The following is a 12479-nucleotide window of genomic DNA, read 5'->3' as shown; positions in this document are numbered from 1 at the left end:
GCGGGGACAGTGAGGACTCCTGTGACAGCTTCTGCCATTCGCGAAGTCGAGCACCATGCGAGCTTACGAGACCGCATCGGCAAATCCCTTGCCGCCGCGATCATGTCGGGGGAGCTGGCACCTGGGGCTTTGGTGACGGTGCCGACCTTGGCCCAGCAGTTCGCCGTGTCGGCGACGCCGGTGCGGGAAGCCTTGCTGGATCTGAAGCAACGCGGCTTCGTCTCCTCGGTGCGCAACAAGGGTTTCCGGGTGACTGCCGTCAGTGCCGAGGACCTGCGCGAGATCGTGGAGCTCAGACAGCTGCTCGAAGCCCCCGCCATGCGGGATCTGGCCCGCGACTTCCCCGCCGACACGATGCCGCGCTGGCGCAAGCTCGCCGACGAGATCTCCGAGCACGCCCGCAAGGCGGAGTTGGCCGAGTTCATCGAGAGTGACCGGGAATTCCACCTCGGCCTGCTCGCGCTGCGCGGCAACAAGCGGCTTGTCGGACTGGTCGGCGAGCTGCGGTCCCAGACCCGCATGGTGAATCTGGTGCAGATGACGCGCAGCCGCGAACTCGCGGAGGTCGCCGAGGAGCATCATCGGATGCTGGAGCTTCTGGCCGACGGCGATGGTGCGGAACTGGAGACACTCACCCGTACGCACCTGGCACACGTCGTGGACTGGTGGGGCCGGGATCAGCTGCAGGGCGAGCCAGATTGACGCACCCGGCTATAGGGTGTCATATTGTACTGACGCGGATCGCAATCACGAGTTCGTTCGCATCATCCCCGGCGCGGAACACTCCGATTGTCAACATCAATGGAGAGGCAGACAATGAAATTCGGAAAACGCAGCACAGCACTGCTCGGTATCGCCACGGCGGTACTGCTTGTCACATCCGGCTGCAGCGGCGGCTTGCTCGGTGGCGGCAACGACAACGGTGACAGCGGCGACAAGGGCCCCATCAAGCTGGGAATGGTCGCACCGACCTCCGGCAGCAGCGCGCCGACCGGCGCGTACATGAAGAACGGCGCTCAGCTTGCCGTCGACGAGATCAACAAGGCGGGCGGTGTTGACGGTCGCCAGCTTGAACTGCTCGTCGAAGACGGCGCCTGCGATGCGCAGCAAGCGGTCGCGGCGGCGAACAAGCTCGTCTCCAGCGGGGTCACGGTCTCGGTCGGTGGCTACTGCTCCGGCGCCACGCTGCCCACGCTGCCGATCTTCCAGAAGGCCGACGTGCCGATGATCATCCCGGCGGCCAACTCGCAGGACCTGGTCAAGCAGGGGCTGAAGAACGTGTTCCTGATCAACGGCACCGGCAAGCAGCAGTCGACCGCTGCGCTGGACTTCATCAAGAAGCAGAACTACGCCACCGTCGCCCTGGTCGATGACAACACGAGCTACTCGAAGGACATCACCACCGAGACGCAGGCTCAGATCGAGGCGGATGGTGCCGTCAAGGTCGTGCTCAACACGTCGGTGACCGCGGGCGAGAGCGACTACTCCGCCGTGGTGCGCGACATCATGAGCAAGAACCCGGCGCTCGTCTACTGGACCGCGTACTACCAGGAAGGCGGGCTGGTCATCAACCAGCTCAAGCAGGCCGGATACGCCGGCGCCATCATGGTGGCCGACGGCAGTGTCGACCCGTCCCTGCCGAAGATCGCCGGCGCCGGATCCGAGGGTGTCTTCGCCACGATGACGCAAACGCCCGACACGCTCGAGGGTGCAGACGCCCAGAAGTGGATCGAAGCCTACAAGGCGAAGTTCAGCGCCGACCCCGGTCCGTACTCGACCCAGTCATACGACGCCGTGCGGGTCGCCGCCGAGGCGATCAAGAAGGCCGGCAACACCAACGGAGACGACATCATCAAGGCGCTCGAGGCCATCGACGGCTTCGAGATGTTCTCCGGCCCGCTGAAGTTCACCCCGGAGCACACGCTCTCCAGCGGTGGATTCGTCATCCTCGAAGTCAAGGATGGCAAGTTCGTGCTGAAGGATGCGCTGTCCTGATTCGCTGACGGATGCCGCGGGTTGCCCAGTGCGGGCGCCCGTGGCATCCGTCCCACTTTCGGGACGGAGCACCTCATATGACACAGGTAATTTGGGACGGGCTGTTCGTCGGCTCGTTCTACGCGTTGATCGCCCTCGGCTACAGCATGGTCTACGGCATCATCAAGCTGCTGAACTTCGCGCACGGTGACGTCTACATGCTCGGCGCGTTCGTCGGCTTCGCCGCGCTGACCTCGGTGGGCGGCATCTCCGCCTCGATGTCCCTGTTCGCCCTCCTCATCGTGATGCTGCTGAGCATGCTGCTCACCGGCGTCGCGGGCGTGGCCATTGAACGCCTCGCCTATCGACCGCTACGCAGCGCGCCGCGGCTCGCGGTGTTGATCACCGCGGTCGGCGCCTCCTTCTCGCTGGAGTACGGCGTCAGCGCGATCGCCGGTCCGAACCCACGATCCTTCCCGGTCCGGCTGGAGGGCGGTGTCTTCGGCGTGCTCGGCGCCCGGATCTCTCTGCCGCAGATCATCCTGATGCTCATCGCCGCAGTGCTCATGTTCGGGTTGAACGCCTACATCCAGAAGACCTCGACCGGCAGGGCGATGCGTTCCATCGCCCTGGACATGAAGGGGTCGCTGCTGATGGGTATCAACGTTGACGCCGTGATCACTCGCACGTTCTTCATCGGCTCGGCCCTCGCGGGCGCCGCCGGGGTGATGGCCGGCGCCTATTACGGCAAGATCGACTTCCTGATGGGGTTCATCATCGGGCTCAAGGCGTTCACTGCGGCCGTGATCGGCGGGATCGGCAACATCAAGGGAGCGATGCTCGGGGGACTCGTCCTCGGCCTGGTCGAGGCGTTCGGCTCCGACCTGTTCGGCGGACAGTGGCGGGATGTCTTCGCGTTCGGCGTGCTGATCCTCTTCCTCACCCTGCGTCCCACCGGCATCCTGGGCGAGCGCGTCACGGAGCGTGTCTGAATGAGCGACAACGTCGATACGACCCTCGCGCCCCTGAAAGTGGGTCCGCCCACCTCGCTGCTGTCCAGGATCTTGGAGAACAAGCACCTCGGCTGGGTGGCGTTCGGGATCGCGCTGCTCGCGCCGTTCGTGACGGCCACCCCGTATGCCCTCAACGTGATGACGACCGCAGCGATCTTCGTGATGCTCGCCTCCGGGCTCAACATCGTGGTTGGCTACTGCGGACTGCTGGATCTCGGCTACATCGCCTTCATGGCGGTCGGGGCCTATACCGCGGGCATCGTGTCGAAAAGCTTCAACCTGCCGCTGATCTTCACGATCCCGGCCGTGCTGGTGATGACCGTGCTCGCCGGGCTCATCATCGGCGCTCCAACGCTGCGGCTGCGCAGTGACTATCTGGCCATTGTCACCCTCGGATTCGGCGAGATCACTCGCATCACGGCGAACAACCTCAGCGTCACCGGCGGCCCGTCCGGGATCTTCGGCGTGCCCGGCCTGCTGCACATCGGCGACCTCGACCTGCAGCAGCCGGCGATCTTCTACTACGTGACGATCCTGGTGGTGTCCGCGTTCGTGCTCGCCTCGGCCCGGCTGCGCGGTTCCCGGCTGGGACGCGCCTGGCGCTACGTGCGCGAGGACGAGGATGCCGCCGAGGCGATGGGCATCCACACCTACAAGGTGAAGTTGCTCGCCTACATCTTCGGCGCCATTTGGGGCGGCTTCGGCGGAGTGCTGTTTGCCTCCCACCTGTCCGCGGTCTCGCCGCAGAGCTTCGTGTTCTTGCAATCCGCGCTCGTGCTGATGGCCGTGGTGCTCGGCGGCATGGGAAACATGCGCGGCGTGGTGATCGGCGCCATCGTCATCAGCCTGCTACCGGAACTGTTACGCGAAGCATCCGTCTATCGATACCTCGCGTTCGGCATCCTGCTTGTGGTGGTGATGGTGTTCCGGCCGCAGGGCCTGTGGCCGGCCCGCGGCCTCGAACCCGAGCGGGTGGACGGAACGAAGGTCGATCCGGTACTGAAGAAACGGGCATCGACGAAGGGCGGCACGCGATGACGCTCCAGGCGCCCAGCCCGGCGACCACCACCAGCCCGGTGCTCGCCGTGAAAGACCTGCAGATCGCCTTCGGCGGCGTGAAGGCCGTCGACGGACTCAGCTTCTCGGTGAACCGGCAGGAGATCGTGGCGGTGATCGGTCCGAACGGAGCAGGCAAGACCTCCGCGTTCAACTGCATCACCGGTTTCTACAAGCCCACCTCCGGCTCGGTGCTGCTGAACGGCGCCGCGATCACCGGCCAGCGACCGGCGACCATCGCCGCGGCCGGCGTCACCCGCACGTTCCAGAACCTGCGCCTGTTCCCCGACCTCAGTGTGCTCGACAACGTGCGAGCCGGGATGCACCTCTACGGTGGACAGAACGCCTTCGACGCGATGTTCCACACTCCGAGATTCCGGCGCAGCGAACGCCACTACACCGACGAGGCGCACCGCTGGCTCGACTTCGTCGGGTATACCGGGGCGCGGGGCGTGCCGGTGCGGAACCTCTCCTACGGGCAGCAGAAGCTCGTCGAGCTGTCCAGGGCCCTGGCGCGCAAGGCCGACCTGTTGCTGCTCGACGAGCCGGCGGCGGGGCTCAACCACTCCGAGAAGAACCGGCTGCTCCAGCTGTGCCGTCGCATCCGGGACCTCGGCACCGCGGTGGTGCTCATCGAACACGACATGGGCCTGGTCATGGAGCTGTCCGAGCGGATCGTGGTGATGAACTTCGGCAAGGAGATCGCCGAAGGCACCCCGGCGCAGGTGAAGGCCAACCCCGCCGTGATCGAGGCCTACCTCGGCAAGGAAGAGGAGGTGAGCTGATGGCCATGCTCGAATTCGACAACGTCGAAGTGTTCTATGGGAAGATCCAGGCGCTGCGCGGCATCAACCTCCGGGTCGAGGAGGGGGAGATCGTCGCCCTGCTCGGCAACAACGGCGCCGGCAAGACCACGACGCTGTCCACAGCATCCGCGCTGGTCAAGGCGCACTCCGGCACTGTCGCGTTCAACGGCAAGGACATCACCAAGGCGCACCCGTGGGAGGTCGTCGGCTCCGGGCTCATCCACGTGCCGGAGGGTCGGCGGATCTTCAGCACCCTGAGCGTTCTGGAAAACCTGCAGCTTGGCGGATACCTGGTCAAGGACCGCGGGGTCGCGGCCGAACGCATCGAGCACGTCTACGAGCTGCTGCCGCTGCTGGCCGAGCGGCGCACTCAGCAGGGCGGCACCCTCTCCGGCGGCGAGCAGCAGATGCTCGCCATCGGCCGAGGCCTCGTCGCCGGGCCGAAGATGCTCATGCTCGACGAACCGTCGATGGGCCTGGCGCCGCTCATCGTCGCGCAGGTGATGCAGGTGATCAGCGCCATCCGCGACCAGGGCACCACCGTGCTGCTGGTCGAGCAAAACGCGCGGGCGGCGCTGAAGGTGACCGACCGGGCCTACGTGATCGACAACGGCGTGACGACGATCGAGGGCAACGCCGCCGATCTCATCGCCGATCCGCGCATCATCGACGCGTACCTGGGTGCCTGACCGCGGTGCTCGAACCGGTGCGCCACAAATGTTCCCGTTCCGGCTGACTGTTCCCGTTGCGCCGGGAACAGTTGACCGGAACGGCAACAATTGCCGACAGACGCGACGCGGGGAGATGCCCCGAGCTCGCTATAGTATGTAACATAGTATTGATCTAGGGCGGTGACGGATGACCAGCGATGCGATCATCATCGGCGCCGGCATCATCGGCGCGGCGTGCGCCCGCGCGCTGGCCGCATCCGGGATGGACGTCACCGTGGTCGATCGGGGGACCGTCGCCAGCGGCACGTCCTCGGCGTGCGAGGGCAACCTGCTGGTCTCCGACAAGGGTCCCGGCGACGAACTGATGCTCGCTCAATACGCCACGATGCTCTGGCGCGGCGCGGCGAGCGAACTGGCCGAACAACTCGGGGAGGACGTCCCGTCTGTCGAGTTCGACGCGAAAGGCGGCCTGGTCGTCGCCACCACCGACGCGGGAGCGGCCGCACTTCTGGCGTTCGCGGCCGCACAGCGGGGTGCTGGGGTCGATGCGCGCGTGCTCGACTCGATCCAGACTCTGGGGCTCGAGCCGGACCTGTCGCCCGAGACGCGGGTTGCCGTGCACTACCCGCAGGACGCCCAGGTGCAGCCGACGATCGCCGCCATGGCACTGATCGCTTCCGCCCGGCGTCATGGCGCGACCGTGCTCGAGAACACCCCGGTCATCGCCGCCATACGCGATCGCAACGGTGCATTGGCCGGCGTCGTGACTCCGATCGGCGAGCTGCGCGCTCACCGGGTGCTCATCGCCGCCGGACCGTGGTCAGGGGAGGTTGCCGCCCTGCTCGGCCTGCCGTTGCCCGTGCGACCGCGGCGCGGGGAGCTGTTGGTCACCACGCGGATGCGCCACCGAGTGTTCCACAAGGTGTACGACGCCGACTACGTCGGCGCTGTCGAGTCCAACGACGACGCGCTGCAAACCTCCAGCGTCGTCGAATCCACGGCCTCCGGCACCGTCTTGATCGGGTCCTCGCGGCAACAGCTCGGCTTTCAGACCCGGCTGCGGGTCGACGTGCTGGCCGAGGTCGCGGCCAAGGCCATCCGGCTGTTCCCGTTCCTGGCCGAAGCCTCGGTGATGCGCAGCTACGGCGGCTTCCGACCGTTCATGCCCGACCACCTCCCCGCGATCGGCGCCGACCCGCGGATGCCCGGCCTCTGGCTCGCCACCGGACACGAAGGCGCCGGAATCGGACTGAGCCTGGCCACCGCCGAGCTGATCCGCGACCTGATGCTCGGCACGGCGCCCCGGATCGACGCCACACCGTTCTCACCCGCCCGCGCCTCCCTCGCGCCGTTCCTGGTCGAGGCTGCCTGATGGCGCCCCGGCTGCTGCCGTGGCGTGACGACCCGATCCAGCCTGCCGAACCGGCGCCGCTGACCATAACCGTCGACGGCGTCGCGGTCACCGGCCTCGTCGGGCAGAGCCTGGCCGGGGTCATCCTCGCCGCCGGCGCGCTCGGATTGCGCCGCACCTCGCACGGCGACCGGCCCCGCGGCGTCTTCTGCGGCATCGGCGTCTGCTACGACTGCCTCGTCGAGGTCAACGGGCTGCGCGACGTGCGCGCCTGCCAACGTCGTGCGGTCGATGGCGATGTCGTGGTGACCCAGCATGACCCGCTGCCGATTCCTGCGGAGTCGCGGCCATGATCCTCGTGATCGGTGCCGGACCGGCCGGTCTCGCCGCCGCGGCCGCGGCCCGCCGTCGCGGCGTGAGCGTCACCATTCTCGACTCGTCCGACCAGCTCGGCGGCCAGTTCTGGCGGCACCTGCCAATGTCCCGACCCGCCGCCCGGGAACACCTGCTGCACCACGGCTGGGACACCTTCACCACGCTGCGGGACGTCCTCGTCGCCGATGCCGGATGCCGCATCATCCGCCGTGCGCAGGTCTGGGCGATCGAACCGCGGGAAGTTGCCGACGGCGGCGCGGCGGTGACCGTGCACGTCGTGGTCGGCTCGCCGGACGGTGCCGGCCGGGAGAACCTGAACTTCGTCCCGGACGCCGTTGTCCTGGCCACCGGCGCCCACGACCGCACCCTGCCGTTTCCCGGCTGGGACCTGCCCGGCGTGTTCACCGGCGGAGCGGCGCAGGCGCTTGCCAAGGGGGAGCGCATCGCGGTGGGCCGCCGCGTCGTGGTCGCCGGTGCCGGTCCCTTCCTGCTGCCGGTCGCCGCGTCGCTGGCCGGCGTGGGCGCGCACGTTCTCGGCGTCTTCGAGGCCAACAGCGCCGCCGCACTGCTGCGCGGCTGGCTGCCGAAACCGTGGCGGTTGATCCCCGCTGCGGCTAAGGCGGTCGAACTCGCCGGCTACGCTGCCGGGCAGCTGCGCCACCGCATCCCGTACCGGCCCGGCCGCGCCGTGATCGCCGCGCACGGCACCGATCGGGTCGAATCGGTCACCGTCGCCGCACTCACCGCCTCCTGGTCGCCCATCCCGGGAACCGAGCGCGCCATCGCGGTGGACGCGGTCTGCGTCAGCCACGGCTTCACCCCGCGGCTGGAGCTCGCGATCGCCGCCGGATGCGACCTCACCGCCGACCGCTTCGTCCGCGTCGACGCGAGTCAGCTCACGAGCATCGCCGGCGTATATGCGGCGGGGGAGATCACCGGCATCGGCGGCGTCGACCTGGCACTGGCCGAAGGGCAGATCGCCGGCCACGCCGCCGCCGGCGGACGAGCTTCCGATCCGGAGCGCCGTGCGACCATGCGCCGCCGCCGCGTCTTCCAAGGCTTTGCCGCCCGGATCGAGGCGGCCCACGGCATCCGCGCCGGATGGCGGGACTGGCTCACCGACGACACCATCGTCTGCCGCTGCGAAGAAGTGGGATACGGCAGCCTCTGCCGCAGCGCTACGGGCACCGGCTCCCAGTCCCTGCGCACACTCAAACTCGCAACACGTGCCGGATTGGGAATATGCCAGGGACGTATCTGCGGCCGCAGCGTCGAGGAGCTCCTCGCCGCATCCGCCCCCGGCGGCGCGCTCACCGACGGCACCCTCAGCGACCGCCGGCCCATCGCCGCCCCGCTGCGCATCGGAGAACTCGCGAGCCTCGCCCACAGCACCGACCGGCAGACCCCCGACCAGCAGACCCCCCAGCAGCAGACCACCGACCAGACACGTTCCACCCACGAAAGGACCACCCATGACTGACCAGAAATTCGACCTCGGCGGCGTCGTCGTCGCCACCGCACTGGCCTTCAAACCGGACGCATCCGCCCCCGCAGGCCTCGCCGTCGACTACGACAAATTCGCGGCGCACTGCGACTGGCTGATCACCAACGGATGCCGCGGCGTCGGCCCGAACGGATCGCTGGGCGAGTACTCCTCGCTCACCGAGGAGGAGCGGCGCAAGGTCATCCAGGTCGCCGTGAAGGCGGTGGGAGGACGGGGCCTGGTTGTCGCCGGCGTGCACGGCGTCGGCTGGCACCAGGCCGCTCAGTGGGCGCAATACGCGAAGGAAGACGGCGCCGACGGTGTGCTGTGCCTGCCTCCGATCGTGTACCACGCGAACGAGTCCGAAATCATTGAGCACTACACGCGCGTCGCGGAGGTCGGACTGCCGGTGATGCTGTACAACAACCCGCAGGACACCAAGGTGGACCTCACGCCACCGCTGATCGCCAAGCTGGCCAAGATCCCCGGCGTGGTGGCCGTGAAGGAGTTCTCGGGGGACATCCGCCGCGTGCTGGAGATCAAGGAACTCTGCGACATCGACGTGATCGCCGGCGCCGACGACCTGCTGTTCGAGTCGCTCGTCGCCGGAGCGGACGGCTGGTTCGCCGGCTACCCGAACGCCTTCCCGAAGGAGTCGGTGGAGATTTACAACCTCGTCAAGGCGGGCAAGATCGACGACGCCCGCGAGTTGTACACCAACCTGGTGACCGTGTTCCGCTGGGACTCCAAGGTCGAGTTCGTGCAGGCCATCAAGCTCTCCATTGACATCGCGGGCGGCAGCTACGGCGGCCCGACCCGCCCGCCGCGCGGACCGCTGAGCCCCGAGAACGAGGCGCGCGTGCGCGCCGAAACGAAGAAGGCGTTGGACTACCTCGCATCCCGCTGATCGAGCCGACCACCGGTCCAGGTTCGACCTCACGCAACGTGAAAGGATTGCGCCATGCGCTCCACACGGATGTTCACCGCGGTGGATTCCCACACCGAGGGGATGCCCACGCGGGTGATCACCGGCGGTGTCGGCGTGATCCCCGGCAACACGATGAACGAGAAGCGGCTCTTTTTCATGGAGCACCTGGATGACATCCGGCTGCTGCTGATGAACGAGCCGCGCGGCCACGCGGCGATGAGCGGCGCGATCCTACAGGCCCCGACCCGGCCGGATGCCGACTGGGGCGTCGTCTACATCGAAGTGTCCGGATGCCTGCCCATGTGCGGGCACGGCACCATCGGCGTGGCCACGGTGCTGGTGGAGACCGGCATGGTGCCGGTGACCGAGCCGGTGACCACGATCCGGCTGGACACCCCAGCGGGCTTGGTGGTCTGCCGTGTCGCGGTCTCGGGCGGCCACGCCGACTCGGTGACCATCGAGAACGTGCCATCCTTCACCGTGCGCCTCGACGATTCCGTGGAGGTGCCCGGTTACGGCACCGTGCCGTACAGCCTGGCGTTCGGTGGGAACTTCTACGCCCTGGTGGACCTGGATGCCGTGGGTTTGGATTACGACCGCGCCCACCAGCAGGAGATCCTCGCCGCGGGCCTGGCCATCATGGATGCGATCAACCGGACCGACCCGCCGCACCACCCCGAGATCGACGGCATCGACCACTGCCACCACGTCGAGTTCATCGCCCCGGGCTCGACCGCGCAGCACTCGCGGCACGCAATGGCCATCTATCCCGGCTGGTTCGACCGGTCGCCGTGCGGCACGGGAACCTGCGCTCGGATGGCCGAGTTGTACTCCCGTAGGCAGTTGGGCCTGAACGAGGACTTCGTCAACGAGTCGTTCATCGGCAGCCGGTTTACCGGTCGCCTCCTGGCCGAGACCACGGTGGCCGGCATCCCGGCCGTGACCCCGACAATCACCGGTCGGGCCTGGGTGACCGGGATCGGGCAGTACCTGCTCGACCCGAGCGATCCGTTCCCGACCGGTTTTCAGTTTTGACACGGTGTCCCCTTCGAGACGCTCGCCTGGCGGCTCGCTCCTCAGGGACCGGCCTTCGAGACGCTCGCCTGGCGGCTCGCTCCTCAGGGACCGGCGTGCGTTCCCTGAGGAGGTCGCTCTGCGACCGTCTCGAAGGGGCGTTGTGTGCGTTCCCTGAGGAGGTCGCTCTGCGACCGTCTCGAAGGGGCGTTGTGTGCGTTCCCTGAGGAGGTCGCTCTGCGACCGTCTCGAAGGGCATTCCCGGTAATACTTGAACCACCGAAGGAGCATCCATGACTGACACTACAGCGGTTGAACTCGAGTCGATCGCGGCGCGTGCTGCGGTGGCGGCGCCGTTGTGGGCGGCGACCGCGCCGAAGGGCCGTGCCGCGGCCCTGGTGGCGGTCGCGGACGCGTTGGAGGTTTCCGCCGACGATCTGGTGGCCACCGCGATGGCGGAAACCGGTTTGGCCGAGGCCCGGCTGCGTGGTGAGTTGAAGCGCACGGCCGTGCAGTTGCGGTTGTTCGCCGATGTCGTGCTCGACGGCGGGTATCTCGATGTGCGCATCGACGACGCCGACCCGCAGTTCGCCCTCGGGGTGCGTCCGGATGTTCGCCGTTACCGGATCCCGATCGGGCCTGTGCTCAATTTCGCAGCCAGCAACTTCCCGTTCGCCTTCTCCGTCGCCGGCGGGGACACCGCGTCGGCGCTGGCCGCCGGCTGCCCGGTGGTCCTCAAGGCGCACTCCGGGCATCCGAAGCTCTCCGAGCAGACGGCCGCCATCGTGATCGCGGCGTTGACCGCTGCGGGTGCTCCGGATGGCACGTTCCAGTTGATTGCCGGGCAGCAGGCCGGGGTCGCGATGCTGAAGGACCGTCGGATTGCTGCGGGCAGCTTCACCGGGTCGATCCGCGCCGGCCGGTTGCTGGCCGACATCGCCGCCGCCCGGCCCACCCCGATCCCGTTCTACGGCGAGTTGGGCAGTGTGAACCCTACCTTCGTCACTCCGGCCGCGCTGGCCCAGAACACGGACGGGATCGCCGACGGGTATGTCACCAGCGTCGCCGGATCCGCCGGGCAACTGTGCACCAAGCCGGGCTTCCTGTTCGTGCCGGCCGTGAGCTCCGACACCGTGCATCCGCTGGCAGCCCGGGTCGCCCAACTGGTCACCGTGGTCGACGAGCACCGGCTGCTGAACCCGGGCATCGCCGCCGGCTACCAGGTGCGCCGGGACGCTATCCTCGCCACGCCCGGCGTCACGGTCATCGCGGAGGGCTCGCTGCGGATCGACGACGACGGTCAGGGCTGGGCGACGCCGACGATCGTCAGCGTGCCGGTGGCGACCCTCCAGCAGCACCGGGACACGCTGCTGGACGAGGCGTTCGGGCCGCTGTCGATCCTCGTCGAATACGACACGGATGCCGACCTCGCCAAGGTGGCCGACGACCTGTTCCAGGGCAACCTCACCGGCACCGTGCACGCGGCATCCGGGGAGCAGACGCCGACCCTGCGGGCGCTGGTGCCGTGGATTGCGCAGCACGCCGGCCGGGTGCTGTTTGGCGGCTGGCCGACCGGCGTCGCGGTGACTCCGGCCATGCAGCACGGCGGCCCGTGGCCGGCGACCACGAACGACTCCGGCACCTCGGTCGGGACCGCCGCGATCAGCCGGTTCCTGCGCCCGGTCGCCTACCAGGGTGCCCCGCAGGAGCTGCTGCCTGAGCCGCTGCGCGACGACAACCCGTGGAACGTGCCCCAACATCGCAACCCTGCAGGGCAGTCACAAAACTGGGGCGCAGCAGCGCGCTAA

At 68.0% G+C, this 12479-nt stretch carries 12 protein-coding genes; all 12 read left to right on the top strand.

Features of this window, described 5'->3' with window-relative positions; translation table 11 throughout:
* The first annotated feature begins 21 nt into the window (after positions 1-21).
* The 12 genes from ABFX56_RS05835 (at position 22) to ABFX56_RS05780 (ending at position 12479) form a co-directional block, all read left to right on the top strand.
* On the top strand, positions 22-702 hold the full coding sequence (locus tag ABFX56_RS05835; protein ID WP_346232322.1) for a GntR family transcriptional regulator: 681 nt from the start codon (positions 22-24) through the stop codon (positions 700-702).
* Positions 703-816: 114 nt separating this feature from the next.
* Entirely contained in the window at positions 817-1995 is a 1179-nt protein-coding gene (locus tag ABFX56_RS05830) for a branched-chain amino acid ABC transporter substrate-binding protein (protein WP_346232321.1), read from the top strand.
* A 77-nt stretch (positions 1996-2072) separates the two neighbouring features.
* On the top strand, positions 2073-2966 hold the full coding sequence (locus ABFX56_RS05825; RefSeq protein WP_346232320.1) for a branched-chain amino acid ABC transporter permease: 894 nt from the start codon (positions 2073-2075) through the stop codon (positions 2964-2966).
* Positions 2967-4025 (top strand): branched-chain amino acid ABC transporter permease, encoded by a 1059-nt coding sequence (locus ABFX56_RS05820; protein ID WP_346232319.1) that lies wholly within the window; start codon positions 2967-2969, stop codon positions 4023-4025.
* The gene (locus tag ABFX56_RS05815) at positions 4022-4828 is read left to right on the top strand and encodes an ABC transporter ATP-binding protein (protein ID WP_346232318.1); all 807 of its coding nucleotides are present in this window, start codon (positions 4022-4024) and stop codon (positions 4826-4828) included. Before ABFX56_RS05820 ends, ABFX56_RS05815 begins: the two co-directional genes overlap by 4 nt.
* Complete coding sequence (locus ABFX56_RS05810; protein WP_428834403.1) at positions 4828-5538, top strand: ABC transporter ATP-binding protein; 711 nt, start codon at positions 4828-4830, stop codon at positions 5536-5538. Before ABFX56_RS05815 ends, ABFX56_RS05810 begins: the two co-directional genes overlap by 1 nt.
* A gap of 169 nt (positions 5539-5707) precedes the next feature.
* Positions 5708-6892 (top strand): NAD(P)/FAD-dependent oxidoreductase, encoded by a 1185-nt coding sequence (locus tag ABFX56_RS05805; protein ID WP_346232317.1) that lies wholly within the window; start codon positions 5708-5710, stop codon positions 6890-6892.
* Positions 6892-7224, top strand: coding sequence for a (2Fe-2S)-binding protein (locus tag ABFX56_RS05800; RefSeq protein WP_346232316.1), 333 nt, complete (start codon positions 6892-6894; stop codon positions 7222-7224). The genes ABFX56_RS05805 and ABFX56_RS05800 overlap by 1 nt, the downstream gene beginning before the upstream one ends.
* A complete protein-coding gene (locus tag ABFX56_RS05795) occupies positions 7221-8726 on the top strand; it encodes an FAD-dependent oxidoreductase (protein ID WP_346232315.1) in 1506 nt (501 codons plus the stop codon). Before ABFX56_RS05800 ends, ABFX56_RS05795 begins: the two co-directional genes overlap by 4 nt.
* Positions 8719-9636 (top strand): dihydrodipicolinate synthase family protein, encoded by a 918-nt coding sequence (locus ABFX56_RS05790; RefSeq protein ID WP_346232314.1) that lies wholly within the window; start codon positions 8719-8721, stop codon positions 9634-9636. Before ABFX56_RS05795 ends, ABFX56_RS05790 begins: the two co-directional genes overlap by 8 nt.
* A gap of 54 nt (positions 9637-9690) precedes the next feature.
* Positions 9691-10692: a proline racemase family protein gene (locus ABFX56_RS05785; protein WP_346232313.1), complete on the top strand. Its 1002-nt coding sequence runs from the start codon at positions 9691-9693 to the stop codon at positions 10690-10692.
* A 272-nt stretch (positions 10693-10964) separates the two neighbouring features.
* On the top strand, positions 10965-12479 hold the full coding sequence (locus ABFX56_RS05780) for an aldehyde dehydrogenase (NADP(+)) (protein WP_346232312.1): 1515 nt from the start codon (positions 10965-10967) through the stop codon (positions 12477-12479).

It is taken from the genome of Parafrigoribacterium mesophilum (assembly GCF_039652555.1).
GTDB lineage: Bacteria > Actinomycetota > Actinomycetes > Actinomycetales > Microbacteriaceae > Parafrigoribacterium > Parafrigoribacterium mesophilum.
Note: the sequence above shows the minus strand (reverse complement) of the source record. Positions and strands in the feature narration are given on the sequence as shown.

Bases quoted from the DNA above. Each gene is read 5' to 3' on its own strand.
- ABFX56_RS05830 (WP_346232321.1), top strand. From the start codon at position 817: ATGAAATTCGGAAAACGCAGCACAGCACTGCTCGGTATCGCCACGGCG.
- ABFX56_RS05825 (WP_346232320.1), top strand. From the start codon at position 2,073: ATGACACAGGTAATTTGGGACGGGCTGTTCGTCGGCTCGTTCTACGCG.
- ABFX56_RS05820 (WP_346232319.1), top strand. From the start codon at position 2,967: ATGAGCGACAACGTCGATACGACCCTCGCGCCCCTGAAAGTGGGTCCG.
- ABFX56_RS05815 (WP_346232318.1), top strand. From the start codon at position 4,022: ATGACGCTCCAGGCGCCCAGCCCGGCGACCACCACCAGCCCGGTGCTC.
- ABFX56_RS05810 (WP_428834403.1), top strand. From the start codon at position 4,828: ATGGCCATGCTCGAATTCGACAACGTCGAAGTGTTCTATGGGAAGATC.
- ABFX56_RS05805 (WP_346232317.1), top strand. From the start codon at position 5,708: ATGACCAGCGATGCGATCATCATCGGCGCCGGCATCATCGGCGCGGCG.
- ABFX56_RS05800 (WP_346232316.1), top strand. From the start codon at position 6,892: ATGGCGCCCCGGCTGCTGCCGTGGCGTGACGACCCGATCCAGCCTGCC.
- ABFX56_RS05795 (WP_346232315.1), top strand. From the start codon at position 7,221: ATGATCCTCGTGATCGGTGCCGGACCGGCCGGTCTCGCCGCCGCGGCC.
- ABFX56_RS05790 (WP_346232314.1), top strand. From the start codon at position 8,719: ATGACTGACCAGAAATTCGACCTCGGCGGCGTCGTCGTCGCCACCGCA.
- ABFX56_RS05785 (WP_346232313.1), top strand. From the start codon at position 9,691: ATGCGCTCCACACGGATGTTCACCGCGGTGGATTCCCACACCGAGGGG.
- ABFX56_RS05780 (WP_346232312.1), top strand. From the start codon at position 10,965: ATGACTGACACTACAGCGGTTGAACTCGAGTCGATCGCGGCGCGTGCT.